Source organism: Enterococcus sp. AZ167 (assembly GCF_051714025.1).
Lineage (GTDB): Bacteria > Bacillota > Bacilli > Lactobacillales > Enterococcaceae > Enterococcus_D > Enterococcus_D casseliflavus.
Map to the genome: position 1 here is coordinate 1 of NZ_JBIORB010000004.1, position 17,520 is coordinate 17,520.

The 17,520-nt window shown below is 44.7% G+C and carries 6 protein-coding genes and 1 pseudogene; 4 read left to right on the forward strand and 3 right to left on the reverse strand.

Going from position 1 to position 17,520, the window contains the following annotated elements; genetic code table 11:
* Positions 1 to 185 (forward strand): transposase (locus IGJ05_RS15735; protein ID WP_438725355.1); only part of this gene is annotated, 185 nt, incomplete at its 5' end.
* Positions 186 to 580: 395 nt separating this feature from the next.
* Here IGJ05_RS15735 and IGJ05_RS15740 read toward each other — a convergent pair.
* The gene (locus IGJ05_RS15740; protein WP_081117227.1) at positions 581 to 1,543 is read right to left on the reverse strand and encodes a biotin--[acetyl-CoA-carboxylase] ligase; all 963 of its coding nucleotides are present in this window, start codon (positions 1,541 to 1,543) and stop codon (positions 581 to 583) included.
* A 433-nt stretch (positions 1,544 to 1,976) separates the two neighbouring features.
* On the opposite strand from IGJ05_RS15740, the gene rpoB reads away from it, so the two are divergent.
* Positions 1,977 to 5,594 carry a DNA-directed RNA polymerase subunit beta gene (rpoB, locus tag IGJ05_RS15745; protein ID WP_008381746.1) on the forward strand — a complete coding sequence of 1,206 codons (3,618 nt, stop codon included), beginning with the start codon at positions 1,977 to 1,979 and terminating at the stop codon, positions 5,592 to 5,594.
* Positions 5,595 to 5,681: 87 nt separating this feature from the next.
* Positions 5,682 to 9,332 carry a DNA-directed RNA polymerase subunit beta' gene (rpoC, locus tag IGJ05_RS15750; RefSeq protein WP_015510610.1) on the forward strand — a complete coding sequence of 1,217 codons (3,651 nt, stop codon included), beginning with the start codon at positions 5,682 to 5,684 and terminating at the stop codon, positions 9,330 to 9,332.
* Between the two features lie 230 nt (positions 9,333 to 9,562).
* On the opposite strand, the gene IGJ05_RS15755 is transcribed toward rpoC, so the two are convergent.
* Together IGJ05_RS15755 and IGJ05_RS15760 are read right to left on the reverse strand one after the other, a co-directional pair.
* Positions 9,563 to 10,438 carry a hypothetical protein gene (locus IGJ05_RS15755; RefSeq protein ID WP_266166598.1) on the reverse strand — a complete coding sequence of 292 codons (876 nt, stop codon included), beginning with the start codon at positions 10,436 to 10,438 and terminating at the stop codon, positions 9,563 to 9,565.
* Positions 10,435 to 10,968 (reverse strand): helix-turn-helix domain-containing protein, encoded by a 534-nt coding sequence (locus IGJ05_RS15760; protein WP_266166597.1) that lies wholly within the window; start codon positions 10,966 to 10,968, stop codon positions 10,435 to 10,437. The genes IGJ05_RS15755 and IGJ05_RS15760 overlap by 4 nt, the downstream gene beginning before the upstream one ends.
* Positions 10,969 to 11,266: 298 nt before the next feature.
* On the opposite strand from IGJ05_RS15760, the pseudogene IGJ05_RS15765 reads away from it, so the two are divergent.
* A pseudogene (locus IGJ05_RS15765) lies at positions 11,267 to 17,457 on the forward strand (Spy0128 family protein).
* The last annotated feature ends 63 nt before the right edge of the window (positions 17,458 to 17,520 follow it).

The following is a 17,520-nucleotide window of genomic DNA, read 5'->3' on the forward strand; positions in this document are numbered from 1 at the left end:
TAACGCCTGAAATTCAAAAAATATATGGTCGGAGAAAGATCGACGTGGAAACAGTCTTCGGATTTATGAAGGCTTGTTTGGGTTTCACTCGATACACGGTTCGGGGCTTAGAAAAAGTCAGAAAACAGACGGGTTTACTCATTACGGCAATCAATATGATGAAATTGACAAAAATTGGTACTTGAACTACCCAAAATGAATAAAAAAAACAAGGAGCATTCGAAAAATCACATGATTTTCGAGTGCTCCTTATATTTTGGAGAGCGTAACTAGTTAACTTATGTCACGCCCCCTTTTTTATGTAGGGAATGAAAGAGCGCATAAAAACTGTAGAAAAGACATGATAAAAGAACAAGCATCCTACTTAGTATGAAAAGATGAGGCTCGCTTTCTCAGCGATCCTGATTGCAACAGTAAAGTTTTGGTGACAGTGGCTAAACCCGATAGAAAGGGGAGCTGCCTAGGTTGTTCTTTTGTATGACCCCTCGGAATAAGCAGGTCTGTTTATGGAGCATTTATGCTTGACTGATTCCTTACGAAAGCAGCGAATCAGCAAGCGGATTTGCGACTTTTTGCAGCATCAATACCGTTCCAAACTGATTTCTCCAGAAGAAAGCACCTTGCGCTCCGTTGCTGTTTCCACCACTAATTCACCGGTGTTAGTAATGTCTTTGGCGATTCCTTCATAGGTCACACCTTGTTGTGTAAACTGAACGGTGCGGCCCAAAACGAAGGATTTCTGCCGATAGCGGGCCATATAATCCATGTCAGGCAGCTGCGCCAATAATTGGAAGAACCGACGCCAAATTTCTTGAATCAACGCGGCTCGAGAAAAGGTTGGATACTCTTCACCAGGAAAGAGTGAGGTCGCTTTTTCCCGAATCTCTGCTGGAAACTGCTGTTGCGGAATCGAAAAACTGATGCCGATACCGATAACAACCGAGGTAATGCGGCCTGTTTCAAAGTCACTGGTTGCTTCAGACAAAATACCGCAGATTTTTTTTCCATCTAAGTACAGATCGTTGACCCACTTAAGGGCCGTTTCCTTCATTAGAAGGGCATCGATGGCTTCTGCGACTGCCACCGCAGCCAAAACGGTATATTGCGGCAATTCTTGAAACGCTTGGTTTGGTTTTAAGAGCAAGCTCATGTAGATTCCTTGTTTTTTCGGTGAGAAAAACGGTCGTTCGAAGCGGCCATGGCCGCCTGTTTGTGTTTCGGTCAAAAAAAGGGCGGGGGTTGCCAGTCCACTGTCCAAAGCGGCGATCTTGGCTTCTTTCATGGTGGACTCAACAGCATCCTTGATTTGAATCGTGGGGATCATCGGCAAGGCGGCTGCAAGTGCTGCTTGATCGTAGCGGTCAGCGGAGACAAAGCGATAGCCGTTGGCCAAGTGTTCGAAATGATAGCCTTCTTTCTCAAGTTCTTTAATGGCTTTCCAGACTGCTGTACGAGAGATCGACAAGGCTTGGGCTAGTTTTTCTCCGGACAGTACAGTATCTTCTTTTTGTAATAAGGTCAGTATTTTTTCTTTTGTCGTCATAAGGATATCCTTCCTAATGTTTCACGTGTAACGTTTTCGTTAGCATAGCAAGAAATCGGCAAAAAGCAAAGTAGTTTCTTACGAAAAACAGTCCGCACTCGGTTCGTTTTTTTCTTTAGAAAATCTTAGGAAATGGGTGCGTCAGAAAAGCATTGTAACTTCCAATGAAAGCTTGACAGAAAAGTGCTTCGTCTGTATAATAAGGAGTTGCAAAAACTATCTGAACGAAAAAAGCAGAAACGAAATATTGTCCGTTTCGGCTTAGGAATAAGGAAACAAAAGTAGAAAATGCCCAATGCATCCGTTCTATTTTTGGTTTTTTTTTGCCTAAAAGCCGCAAAAAATGCTTTCTGTAACCTATATTTAATATTTGTTACAGTTTTGTAAATAATCGGATAGCCTTTTTGAAAGACTTTATGAAGAGGTGAAGAGCTTGGCTGGACACGTAGTAAAATACGGAAAGCATCGCGAACGTAGAAGTTTCGCACGGATCAGTGAAGTATTAGAATTACCGAATTTGATTGAAATTCAAACCGACTCTTACCAATGGTTCCTAGATGAGGGCCTAAGAGAAATGTTTGAAGATATTTTGCCAATCGAAGGATTCAACGGTAACTTGTCCCTAGAATTTGTGGATTATGAATTGAAAGAACCAAAGTATACAGTAGAAGAAGCCCGTGCCCATGATGCAAACTATTCGGCACCATTACATGTTACTTTGCGTTTGACGAACCGTGAAACTGGGGAAATCAAATCCCAAGAAGTATTCTTTGGTGATTTCCCATTAATGACTGAACAAGGAACCTTTATCATCAACGGGGCAGAACGGGTTATCGTTTCTCAGTTGGTCCGCTCTCCAGGTGTATATTTCCATGGCAAAGTCGATAAAAACGGCAAAGAAGGCTTTGGTTCAACTGTTATCCCTAACCGCGGTGCGTGGTTAGAAATGGAAACTGATGCCAAAGATATCTCTTACGTACGGATTGACCGTACCCGTAAAATTCCTTTGACGGTCTTAGTCCGTGCCCTAGGGTTTGGTTCTGATGACACGATCTTTGAAATTTTCGGCGACAGTGAATCATTGCGCAACACGATCGAAAAAGACTTGCATAAAAACGCAAGCGATTCTCGTACCGAAGAAGGATTGAAAGATGTTTACGAACGTCTTCGTCCAGGCGAGCCAAAAACAGCAGACAGCTCACGCAGCTTGCTGAACGCACGTTTCTTCGATCCAAAACGTTACGACTTAGCAAATGTTGGTCGTTACAAAGTAAACAAAAAATTAGACTTGAAAACACGTCTATTGAACTTGACCTTAGCAGAAACCTTGGTTGACCCTGAAACAGGCGAAATCATTGTTGAAAAAGGCACTGTTTTGACTCACCAAGTCATGGAAACACTAGGCGCATTTATCGATAATGGCCTAAACAGTGTAACGTACTACCCATCAGAAGATGGGGTCGTTACCGAACCAATGACCGTCCAAGTCATCAAAGTCTTTTCACCAAAAGATCCAGAACAAGAAGTCAACGTGATCGGTAATGGCTATCCAGATACTGCTACACGTACGGTTCGTCCAGCGGATATCATTGCTTCAATGAGCTACTTCTTCAACTTGATGGAAGGCATTGGCAATGTCGATGACATCGACCACTTAGGAAACCGTCGGATTCGTTCTGTTGGTGAATTATTGCAAAACCAATTCCGGATCGGGCTTGCTCGGATGGAGCGTGTCGTGCGTGAACGGATGTCGATCCAAGACACCGAAACCTTGACACCGCAACAATTGATCAACATTCGTCCGGTTGTCGCAAGTATCAAAGAATTCTTTGGTTCTTCTCAGTTGTCACAGTTCATGGACCAAACAAACCCACTGGGTGAGTTGACCCATAAACGTCGTCTATCTGCCTTAGGACCTGGTGGTTTGACCCGTGACCGTGCCGGCTATGAAGTCCGAGACGTTCACTATTCCCACTATGGCCGTATGTGTCCGATCGAAACGCCTGAGGGACCAAACATCGGGTTGATCAACAGCTTGGCCTCTTATGCCAAAGTCAACAAGTATGGCTTCATTGAAACACCATACCGTCGAGTTGACCGCGAAACAGGCCGTGTTACTGACAAGATCGATTACTTGACTGCCGATACCGAAGACCACTACGTTGTGGCCCAAGCAAACAGCTTGTTAAATGAAGACGGCTCTTTCGTAAACGACGTTGTTATGGCGCGTGCTACTTCTGAAAACTTGGAAGTTTCGATCGATAAAGTCGACTACATGGACGTATCACCAAAACAAGTAGTCGCAGTCGCAACCGCATGTATTCCTTTCTTGGAAAACGATGACTCCAACCGTGCCTTGATGGGTGCCAACATGCAGCGGCAAGCTGTACCATTGATCAATCCGAAAGCACCTTGGGTTGGTACTGGTATGGAATACAAATCAGCACATGACTCAGGAGCTGCTTTGTTATGTAAACATGATGGGATCGTAGAATACGTGGATGCAGCCGAAGTGCGCGTTCGTCGTGACAATGGCGCATTGGACGTTTATTCTGTTACCAAATTCCGTCGTTCAAACTCAGGAACCAGCTACAACCAACGTCCATTAGTAGCACTTGGTGAAAAAGTGGAAAAAGGCGACATCTTAGCAGATGGCCCATCTATGGAACAAGGCGAAATGGCACTAGGACAAAACGTCTTAGTCGCATTCATGACTTGGGAAGGGTACAACTATGAAGATGCCATCATCATGAGCCGTCGTTTGGTGAAAGATGATGTTTACACTTCTGTCCATATTGAAGAATATGAATCAGAAGCCCGCGACACAAAATTAGGACCTGAAGAAATCACTCGCGAAATCCCGAACGTTGGGGAAGACGCATTGAAAGACCTAGACGAAATGGGGATTATCCGCATTGGTGCGGAAGTCAAAGATGGCGATCTGCTTGTTGGGAAAGTTACGCCAAAAGGGGTAACGGAACTTTCAGCAGAAGAGCGTTTATTGCACGCAATCTTTGGTGAAAAAGCCCGCGAAGTGCGTGACACTTCTCTACGTGTGCCTCACGGCGGCGGCGGAATCGTCCACGATGTCAAAATCTTTACCCGCGAAGCTGGCGATGAATTGTCACCAGGTGTGAACATGCTGGTTCGCGTTTATATCGTTCAAAAACGGAAAATCCATGAAGGGGATAAAATGGCCGGACGTCACGGAAACAAAGGGGTCGTTTCTCGCATTATGCCAGAAGAAGACATGCCTTTCTTACCAGATGGCACACCAGTCGATATCATGCTGAACCCATTAGGGGTACCTTCTCGGATGAACATTGGACAAGTATTAGAGTTACACTTAGGAATGGCTGCGCGTCAATTAGGCATTCACGTGGCAACACCAGTCTTTGATGGAGCCAGCGATGAAGATGTTTGGGCAACCGTTGCTGAAGCAGGAATGGCCAGCGATGCCAAAACAGTGCTTTACGATGGACGTACCGGCGAACCATTTGATGGCCGCATCTCCGTTGGTGTCATGTACATGATCAAATTGGCCCACATGGTCGATGATAAATTGCATGCCCGTTCCATTGGACCTTACTCATTGGTTACTCAACAACCATTGGGAGGAAAAGCCCAATTTGGTGGACAACGTTTCGGAGAGATGGAAGTTTGGGCACTGGAAGCATACGGTGCTGCTTACACCTTGCAAGAAATCTTGACCTACAAATCAGATGACGTGGTTGGTCGTGTGAAAACATACGAAGCAATCGTCAAAGGGGAACCAATTCCAAAACCAGGTGTACCAGAATCATTCCGCGTATTAGTAAAAGAATTGCAATCACTGGGTCTAGACATGCGTGTACTAGATATCGATGATGCAGAGATCGAACTACGTGATATGGATGATGACGATGATGATTTGATCACCGTTGATGCCTTAACAAAATTTGCGGAGCAACAAACAGCCCGCGAATTAGAACAAAAAGCACAAACAGAAGCTAAAAATGCCGCCGACGCGTTGAACCAACAAATCGAGACAGCAGAAGATCGCTTGCAATAATAGACGGCCCTCGCTATTTCCGCCACCAGCGGAAATAGCCCCCGTTCTATCGGATATGTCCATGAAATGAAATGGAGGGAACCTTTTTTGATCGATGTAAATAAATTCGAAAGTATGCAAATCGGTTTGGCTTCTCCTGAAAAAATCAGAAGCTGGTCTTATGGTGAAGTAAAAAAACCAGAAACCATTAACTACCGTACGTTAAAACCTGAACGCGAAGGGTTGTTTGACGAGCGTATTTTCGGTCCAACCAAAGACTGGGAATGTGCTTGCGGCAAATACAAACGGATCCGCTATAAAGGCATCGTTTGTGACCGTTGCGGCGTGGAAGTAACACGTTCAAAAGTGCGTCGTGAACGCATGGGACACATTGAATTAGCAGCACCAGTATCACACATTTGGTACTTCAAAGGCATTCCTTCACGGATGGGTCTTGTTTTAGACATGAGCCCACGTGCATTGGAAGAAATCATCTACTTTGCTTCTTACGTAGTGATTGAACCAGGAAACACCAGCCTTGAGAAAAAACAACTATTGACTGAACGGGAATACCGTGAAAAACGTGACCAATACGGTCAAGAATTTTCAGCAGCGATGGGTGCCGAAGCCATCAAACAATTATTAGATGGCGTTGATCTTGAAGGCGAAGTTGCTGAATTGAAAGAAGAATTGAAAAACGCAACTGGTCAAAAACGGACCCGTGCGATCCGCCGTTTGGATATCTTAGAAGCATTCCGTGCTTCAGGAAACAAACCAAGCTGGATGGTCATGGACGTTATCCCAGTTATCCCGCCTGATTTGCGCCCAATGGTGCAATTAGAAGGTGGACGTTTTGCCACAAGTGACTTGAACGACTTGTATCGTCGTGTAATCAACCGTAACAACCGTTTGAAACGCTTGTTAGACTTGAATGCACCAAACATCATCGTTCAAAATGAAAAACGGATGTTGCAAGAAGCAGTCGATGCCTTGATCGATAACGGTCGTCGCGGCCGTCCAGTTGCAGGACCAGGGAACCGCCCATTGAAATCTCTTTCTCACATGTTGAAAGGGAAACAAGGTCGTTTCCGTCAAAACTTGCTAGGAAAACGGGTCGACTACTCAGGTCGTTCAGTTATCGTCGTTGGTCCATTCCTTAAAATGTACCAATGTGGTCTGCCAAAAGAAATGGCGATCGAATTGTTCAAACCATTCGTGATGCGGGAGCTTGTTTCTCGTGAAATCGCGTCAAACATCAAAAATGCCAAACGCAAAATCGAACGTCAAGAAGACGAAGTTTGGGATGTCTTAGAAGATGTCATCAAAGAACATCCAGTGCTATTGAACCGGGCACCTACGCTTCACAGATTAGGTATCCAAGCATTTGAACCAGTCTTAGTTGAAGGTCGTGCCATTCGTTTGCACCCACTTGTTTGTGAAGCCTACAATGCCGATTTCGATGGAGACCAAATGGCCGTTCACGTACCATTGAACGAAGAAGCGCAAGCAGAAGCACGTATGCTGATGTTAGCAGCCCAAAACATTTTGAATCCAAAAGACGGAAAACCAGTTGTAACACCATCTCAGGATATGGTCCTAGGGAACTACTACTTGACGATGGAAGAAGAAGGCCGTGAAGGGGAAGGCATGATCTTCCGTGACATGGACGAAGCAGTTACGGCATGGCGCAATGGCTACGTGCATTTACACACACGGATCGCCATCAATCCAAACACTTTAGGGGACAAACCATTCACGTCTGAACAAAAACAACGCTTGATGGTAACAACGGTAGGTAAAGTGATCTTCAACTCGATCATGCCGCCAGAATTCCCATTCTTGAACGAACCGACTGACTACAACTTGACGGTTCAAACACCAGACAAGTACTTTATTGAAGCTGGTACAGATGTGCCTGCCTTCATCAAAGAACAAGAGCTTGTTGGCCCATTCAAGAAGAAAAACTTAGGAAACATCATTTCAGAAGTCTTCAAACGTTTCCGCATCACTGAAACGTCACGCATGCTTGACCGCATGAAAGACTTAGGATACAGCCATTCAACAATGGCAGGTATCACCGTTGGTATCGCTGATATCATGAACTTGCACGAAAAACATGACATCATCGACAATGCCCACAAACAAGTAGAAACGATCACGAAACAATTCCGTCGTGGGTTGATTACCGATGACGAGCGTTATGAACGAGTTATTGGTGTTTGGAATGCAGCCAAAGATGAAATCCAGTTAAAACTGATGGAATCATTAGAAGCGAAAAACCCAATCTTCATGATGTCTGATTCCGGTGCCCGTGGTAACATCTCCAACTTTACTCAGCTTGCTGGGATGCGTGGATTGATGGCCGCGCCTAACGGACGAATCATGGAATTGCCGATCATCTCAAACTTCCGTGAAGGTCTATCTGTCTTGGAAATGTTTATCTCGACCCATGGTGCCCGTAAAGGGATGACCGATACCGCCTTGAAAACAGCCGATTCCGGTTACTTGACACGTCGTTTAGTTGACGTTGCCCAAGATGTCATCATCCGTGAAGACGATTGTGGTACTGACCGTGGTTTAGACATTCAAGCAATTCGCGAAGGAAACGAAATCATCGAATCCTTAGAAGAACGTTTGATTGGACGTTACACACGTAAATCAGTGATCCATCCTGAAACTGGCGAAGTCCTTCTAGGGGTCAATGAATTGATCACTGAAGATTTAGCTAAAGCCATCGTGGACGCTGGCATCGAAACAGTATCCATTCGCTCTGTCTTCACATGTAACACCAAACATGGTGTATGTAAACATTGTTATGGCCGCAACTTAGCCACTGGTTCTGAAGTTGAAGTTGGGGAAGCAGTCGGTACCATCGCTGCCCAATCAATCGGTGAACCTGGTACTCAGTTGACCATGCGTACCTTCCATACCGGCGGGGTTGCCGGAGACGATATCACGCAAGGTCTCCCTCGTGTCCAAGAAATCTTTGAAGCCCGTAATCCGAAAGGACAAGCGGTCATTACCGAAGTTACCGGAGAAGTCATCGATATCTCAGAAGACCCTTCAACTCGGACCAAAGAAGTGACCATCAAAGGGGAAACCGATACGCGTACGTATACCGTTCCTTATACTGCTCGGATGAAAGTAGCAGAAGGCGACTTTATCCATCGTGGTGCGCCATTGACGGAAGGATCGATCGATCCAAAACAACTGTTACAAGTTCGCGATGTCTTGTCTGTTGAAAACTACCTATTACGGGAAGTTCAACGCGTTTACCGGATGCAAGGGGTAGAAATCGGCGACAAACATATCGAAGTAATGGTTCGTCAAATGCTGCGTAAAGTCCGCGTCATGGATCCAGGTGATTCAGGCATCTTGCCAGGAACATTGTTGGATATCGCCGACTTTAAAGACCGCAACTACGACACATTGGTAGCCGGCGGCGTTCCTGCAACTAGCCGTCCAGTCCTATTAGGGATCACGAAAGCATCCTTGGAAACCAACAGCTTCTTGTCTGCTGCGTCCTTCCAAGAAACCACTCGTGTGTTGACCGATGCAGCGATCCGCGGCAAGAAAGATCCTCTTCTTGGATTGAAAGAAAATGTAATCATCGGTAAGATCATCCCAGCTGGTACTGGTATGCCTCGTTACCGTGAAATGGAACCAAAAGAAGTAACAGTTGCCAGCGAAAATGTCTACAGCATCTCAGACATCGAAGCACAAATGGCTGCTGAAGACGCATTGAACAGCCAAAACTAATCAATGCCCAGCACCTGATTGACTCAGTGTGACGGAAAAGCTTGTCATTCTTCGGAATGGCAAGCTTTTTTTGTAGTTATATAGGATCAAATGTTGAACGCTCTTGGCATACTAAAAAGCCCCGCCAAAAGTGAAACGAAGCTTGTATCCTCAGAAGTTGCTCTAACTTCTGAAGGGATAGCACTTCAATAGCTCCTTTTGAGGGGCTTTTTTGTTTTTCATCGGTCTTCCTACCGTTTTTGTAAATTGGCGATCCCTTTTTCCTGAATCTGCTGCGCAATAAAAGCCAAGTCATTTGAAGTCAGATTGATATCCGCATAATGAAACAGATTTTTTCTACTGGAAGGTGTCAGATTGCCGATGATCAGATCATAGGTCTCATCCAGCATAGTCAGAGAAAACGAATCGAGGGGATTTAAGATCGTGATCGTTAGCTGATAGGGAATAAACTGCTGGATCTTTGTTTGGATAAATTCCGTATGATAACTATTCGTATCATAAAACAAGGCTAAGCGAAAGCCAGCATTGGCGTCGATGATTTCTTTGGCAAAATTGGGAAAAGAAGTATGAAAAATATAAATCAGGTAATTGATCGTACTTGGTCGAATGATCGGTAAACTCGAATGGGTCAAAAGCTGAACGATGTCTTGGTTGACTGCTTGCTGAACAAAATCACAATTAGCAACAAAGCGGGCGAAGCGATCATCCAAAATGCAGTAAAGAACCTGCAGATTGATCCCAAGAAAATAGGAAAAGACGACGGCATCCAGCTTTTCTTCAAAATTGCTTTCGCGGTAGTTGTATTTTCGAAACAATTGCTTCGTCAAATGATAAAATTCTTGTTTGGTTTTGCGAAAGACAGCGGGGTCTTGCCCAATGTGCGTCGTGACATAGCCAACCATTTTTTCTACATAGGCACGGGTATAGCCAGTAAATTCACTCAAGTCGATTTTTTCTAAAAAATACTCGATATGATTCGCATTGGTTTCAGAGGCAGCAAAACGGTCACGCTTCGTATTGATATAGATGACAAAAGCGATCTTTTTGATATCGGAAAAATAGAGATTTAAGGGCGTCGCTGCTGCCATAATATGGGCGATTTTCAAAATTCCTGTTCTTGATTGATGTTGGCGTCGATAAATTCATATTGGTATTTCTCCAAGAAGAAAATCAGAAAAAATTGGCGAATATTCTTTTCATTGCCTTTTAACTGGATAGGTTTGGTTGCGATAAAGAAATCAAAAGGAGCTAGGATCAAGTTGATCCTCTTAATTAAACGAATAATCGATGATTTGCTTAAATTTAATTCCAGCGCCAGCATATCATAACTGGTAAAACTGGAAGAAAACAATAATTCCAGTAATTGAAACGCAGAAGAACGGTTCAAAAAGTGGCTGTAAATATCCAAACGAGTAGCAAAGGGATGTAAGTGCAAGCGAACCGCTGAAAAATCATCAAATTGTAAGTCCAGAAACGAAAATTCATTGTCAATTTCTGCGATATAGGTTTTTGCTGAGGACATGGAGATAGAAAATTTCAGTGCTAAATCGTGAAGACTGGTCCCTTGATCGTCCAATAAATACTCAATCAGCTGTAGTTTCTTTTGTGAAGTGGATGATAACAATTTCCGTAACATATTTTCCTCCAAGCCTCCTTTTGACTAAATAGTATCACGTTTTTACATGTATTCAAAAAAATTACCTGTTGAATTTTTTTTGAATACATCACCACGTGATAATTTGGGAAAATAGAAGTGTGGGATAGTAGTAACACGTTTGATGCAAGTAGCAAAGACCTAAATCGTAGAATCATGGGGAGGGGGAAAAAAGCAGTTGTTTGTTGGGATATCTTGCTCACTGTTGAACAATTTTATTCGTGGAGCACTTCCGAAATCAATTGAATAAAAAAACTTTATACAAAAGGAATGAATAATCATGAAAAAGCCATTTTCTATCTATATATGTTTGCTGGTGTTGCTTGGTTCAATTATTTGTGAACCAACGATCATATTAGCAGAAGCACTTAACGCAACCGATAGCACGCAACGGACGACAGAAACGCTAGCAAGTAGCGAAGCAGAGAGCGAAACGATCGATTCGGAAAAAGCACCGACGGACTCATCTGGGACAGAGGAAACACAACCTACGACTACTCAATCTACAGAAGCACCAACTACCGTCCCTAGCGAGAGTCAAGAAACCCAAGCATCTTCGACATTGAATCAAAACAGTATTCAACCGCGAGCACCAGATGCTGAGGCGGAAACGGAAGCTTCGGCTACCGCGGAGAATCTTAGTGCCAACCTAAATGAACGGGGCGTGCAGCTATTTGATAATGTTCGGATCACTGACTTAAACGATCAACCCTTCACTGCCGAAAATCCACCGATGTATAACGGCAACATCAAAATCCATTTTGACTGGTCGTTAGCAGACACGGAAGAAATTCGCGCAGGCGATTATTATACGTATCAATTGCCAGACTATTTTGCCATTCATAATACCGTTAGCGGCGAATTGACTCGTTCTGGCGGACAATCGATCGGAACCTTTACCTTGGATCATGATGGTACATTGACTGTCACGTTTAATGAGGCCGCACAGACATTATCCAATCGTTCGGGAACCATTGATCTGATCACGGAATTAAGTGTGAGTACTGTTACTGAAGAAGTGACGATTCATACTGGGATCTACGATGAAGATGGTCATGAGATCATCATTACATTGCCGATTTATGAAGTCGATATCATTAAGACTGGTAATGTGACTTCCAGCGGTTCAGTGGTCTGGGAAATTATTTTTAACCAAACCAGTCGTGAATTGCACGATGTGGTGATCACCGATAAGATGCCCCAAGGCTTATCTTATAGTACCTCGACGGGCTACTTGTACGATGAAGCTACCAAGGAGTGGGTTCGTACCGATGGCTTATATACCTTTAACAGCGTCAACAACACGTTTACCTTCAATCAAACCGTCAATCAACCGGTCCGCATCGTCATCAATAGTGCAGTCACCGATCCAACGGCTTCTTCTTTCAAAAACACGGCAACAATCAACGGTAGCGATTTTACAGAAAAAACCGCAGAAGCAACGGTGACCTATGATGAACAATCAGAATACAAACGGTTTAAAGGGTATGATCAAGAAACGAAACGTGCGTCATGGGAAATTTCCGTCACATTGGACAAAGACCAAGCCAAAGTTTTGGATCAGACCTATTCAGGAACGGATCCTGAAAAAGCCCTGCACTTTTTTGTGCCAGAAACTTTGGTGATCACAGACAAAGATGGCAACTCGATTCCAGCAGAAGATTGGTCCTTTGATGGGACGTACCAGCTGGACAAAGAGGGGGAAATCGTACGCTTTGGTATTACGTTTGCCAAAGCTGGTTACTACAAGATTCAATACGATACCCAGCTGTATGAATCGGTTTTAGCCGATACCCGTATTTACAACTACGCTTCGGTCCGCGACAATCAAAATACCTCGTTGACGGGCAGTGGGATCGTGACGCCAACCAAAACGATCGGTGTCGTGAAAACAGCTGGCACCAAAGATTATGAGACAAAGACTGTCGTATGGAAGATTGATGCCAATACGAATCAGCAAACAGTTAGCGACCTGATCATCGAAGACCGCTATCAATTGATTTCTGGCGCAAACAGCAGCGCACTGGCCTTGTTGGCGGATACGCTGGTAGTGACGGCGAGCGGCGTGACCGAGCCTTTGGTTCTTGATACCGACTATACGCTGGAGCTGATCAAAGAAACGAAAACACTGACGGACGGCACAACGAAGGAACTTGAGACGGGTTTTCGCATCAAGTTGCAAGGGGTGTACCAAACGACCTCGGCAACGATCACTGTTAATTTTAAAACCAGCTTCGATGTTTCACAGCAGATCGCATTAGGAAGTTCTAGCAGCCGGTTTAGTAATGCAGCGTTTGTCCATTATAAAGACGAAGCTGGCAATACGTTCACGGAAGCTTCTGAAACCAATACATGGATGGACACCAGTTGGTTAAAAAATGCCTTGAAATACGGCCTATTTATTGGTGAAGGGGAAGATGTCGCTAAAGCGATTACCGCCGTATTAGGTCGGAATCTAGGAACTATTTTTGATGAGCAGACCGCTTCGAGCGATCAAGTCTATTGGATGGGGCTATTCAATACGTACAAAGAAAAAATCAACAAAGATGCAGTCATCACTGACCAGCTGCAAGAAGGCCAAACCTTGAAAGACTTGGCGCTTTACACGGTCACAGTAACTGGGTATACGACGCAAGTCAGAGCGCTGAAAGAACAATTGGTGGAGAACGAGGATTACATCTACACCTATGATCCTGATACGAAGAAAGTTACGATCACCTTGCTGAAAGAAACGTCTGAAACACTGGCGGTCTTCTTGGCAACCGAAGCAGCTGAAGAGGTATTTACCTACAAAAATACCATCACATTGACGGACAATGACACAACCTTGACTGCCGATGGCCAAGTCGACAAGTCCGCAAAAACGGACTGGTTGATGAAAAACGGCAGCCAGAATGCCGACAACAATCGATTGATTGATTGGGAAATCATGATCAACGCTGACAGTCGCAAAATCCACAATGCGGTAGTCACCGATACCATCAACTACAATCAGCACACCTTTTTACGCGATGCCAACGATGCCGTGATCGTAGAGGTGTATGAAGCGGTCTTAAACAATGGCACTTGGGAAAAAGGAGAAAAAGTCACCTTCACCAACGAGGACAATCCGAAAATCACCTCGGATGTGGTAGCAGGGACGCAATCGTTAGTGATCGCTTTTGAAGAAATGATTGATAAACCGTACTTTATCGTTTATCAAACACAGCTTGATCCTGGGATTTTGAACAATGAACGGGTGGCCAATAGTGTCAATTTAACGGGTAGTGAGATCGAGATTCACACAGTGACCAAAGAAATCACCATCAAATCGACAGACGGCAGCGGAACCTCTTCTGGTACGAACGGCTCCTTGACGATCGTGAAATACGATGCAGATGGCACCAAAGAACGAGGGATCGATGAAGAAGCAGTTTTCCAATTAAGCCGCAAAAATGCGCAAAATACCTATGAAGTCATCTTGTCGAATCTGGTGGTCAAAAACAATCAGATCATGGAAAACGGCAACGCCATTGATCGGATCGACAATCTGCGTTACGGTGATTATATGATCCAAGAAATCACCGCACCAGAAGGATACGAACGAGATGCGACTCAGTACACCTTCACTATCTCTGATAAAGAAGTCAATTATGTCTTTGAGCTAGCCAACAAGCGAGAAATCAAAGAAACGACCCATGCTTTGAATGTCCAGAAGCTGCTTCATGGACGCGAGCTGAAAGACGGCGAATTTACTTTCTACCTGGTGGATGAAACTGGCTCTGTGATTCTAACCCAAACCAATGACGGTAACGGTCAAGTCACTTTTGACGACATCACTTACAACGAGCCTGGCGATTACCATTACACGATTCGGGAAAAAGCCGGCGATGATCCAACCATCACCTATACTGACAAAGAACTAAAGGTAACTGTGACGGTGACAGAAGAAGACAGTCAGTTGATTGCGACAGCAGTCTATGAAGGCAATCAAGTCTTTGAAAATGACTATACACCAAAAGCTGGCAGTGTCGTTTTGAATGCTGAGAAAATTTTGACGGGTCGAAGCTTGCAGGCAGAAGAATTTGACTTTGAACTAGTTGATGAAGCAGGAACTGTGCTTCAGACAAAAGCCAATGATGCCATGGGCAAGATCTACTTTGACGCTATTCCTTACGATAAAGCAGGTGAATACCGCTACACCATCCGTGAGAAAGCCGGAACTGACGACACCATCACCTACGATGCAAAAGAACTTGCGGTAGTTGTGACCGTCACGGATGAAGACGGGCAGTTGACTGCAGTAGCGGAATATGAAGGCAATCAAGTCTTCGAAAACAGCTATCAACCAAAAGCTGGTAGTGTCGTACTAAGTGCCGAGAAAGTCTTAACTGGTCGTACCTTACAAGCAAATGAATTCGATTTTGAACTAGTCGATGAAGCAGGCAACGTACTTCAGACAAAAGCCAATGATGCCACTGGCAAGATCTACTTTGACGCGCTCCCTTACGAGGAAACAGGTGAGTATCACTACACCATTCGTGAGAAAGCAGGAACTGACGGCACCATCACTTACGATGCAAAAGAACTTGCGGTATTTGTGACCGTCACTGATGAAGACGGACAGCTCACGGCAGTTACCGAATACGAAGGCAATCAAGTCTTTGAAAATGACTATACGCCAAAAGCTGGCGGTGTGGTCTTGAATGTAGAGAAAGTGTTGACGGGACGCGCGTTAGAAGCCAACGAGTTTGCCTTTGAACTAGTCGATGAAGCAGGTGATGTAGTACAGACGAAAAGCAGTGACGCAATTGGTCAAATCTATTTCGATGAATTGACATATGACGAAATCGGCGAATACCGCTATACGATTCGGGAAAAAGCTGGTGCAGATAGTACCGTTACCTATGATACGAAAGAAATTGGTGTTGTTGTGAGAGTCACCGATGAAGACGGGCAACTGGTGGCAACAGCAACGTATGAGGGCAATCAAGTCTTTGAAACGACTATACGCCACAAGCAGGCAGTGTCGTACTAAGTGCCGAGAAAGTCTTGATAGGTCGTACCTTACAAGCAGATGAGTTCGCATTTGAACTAGTGGATGAAGAAGGGAACGTTCTTCAAACAAAAGCCAACGACGCCACTGGCAAGATCTACTTCGATGCTCTTGCATATGTCGAAGCGGGCGAATACCGCTATACTATCCGTGAACAAGCTGGCAACAATAGTACGATCACGTATGATGCAAAAGAACTTGCGGTAGTTGTGACCGTAACGGATGAAGATGGACAGCTCACGGCAGTTGCCGAATACGAAGGCAACCAAGTCTTTGAAAACAGCTATCAACCACAAGCAGGCAGCGTCGTACTAAGTGCTGAGAAAGTATTGATGGGCCGTACCTTGCAAGCAAATGAATTCGATTTTGAACTGGTGGATGAAGACGGAACTGTTCTTCAAACAAAAGCCAACGATGCCACGGGCAAGATCTACTTTGACGCGCTCCCTTACGAGGAAACAGGTGAGTACCACTATACCATCCGTGAGAAAGCAGGAATCGATGGCACGATTACGTACGATAGGAAAGAACTGGCGGTAGTTGTCACTGTAACGGATGAAGACGGACAGCTCACGGCAGTTGCGGAATACGAAGGCAATCAAGTCTTTGAAAACAGCTATCAACCACAAGCTGGCAGTGTCGTACTAAGTGCCGAGAAAGTCTTAACTGGTCGTACACTACAAGCAAATGAATTCGCCTTTGAACTAGTCAATGAAGAAGGCAACGTACTTCAAACAAAAGCCAATGACGCAACCGGCAAGATCTACTTCGATGCTCTCGCATATGATGAAGCAGGCGAATACCACTACACCATCCGTGAGAAAATAGACAGCGATGGCACCATCACCTACGATACAAAAGAGCTGGCGGTAGTTGTGACCGTGACGGATGAAGCTGGACAGCTCACGGCAGTTGCCGAATACGAAGGCGATCAAGTCTTCGAAAACAGCTACCAACCACAAGCAGGCAGTGTCGTACTAAGTGCGAAGAAAGTCTTGACGGGTAGAGACTTGCAAGCCAACGAATTCGCATTTGAATTAGTGGATGAAGCTGGAAAGGTTCTGCAAACCAAACACAATGACGCAAATGGAACGATTACCTTTGATGCATTGACGTATGACGATGCTGGGGAACATCGTTACACGATTCGTGAAAAAGCTGGCAACGACGCCACGATCATCTATGATGAAACCACCTATCAAGTAACGGTCACCGTCAAAGATCAAGCAGGAAAATTGGTGGCTGAAGCGGAGCAAACGGCAGAGATGGTATTCAACAATCGTGTCAAAGAAGGCAAAACACCGAAGCCGGGAACTGACAACTTACCGAAAACCAATGACACCACGACCGCTGGTTGGGTCGTCTTGGGACTGTTATTAGTAGTAATCGCAGTAGGCATCTACCTTGATCGCAAAAAACGGACGCCGTTATCATAGGCAGGGGAAGCAACAGAGCAGAAAGAGAAAGCGGGATGAGGCCAACTTGTCCCGCTTTTTCCT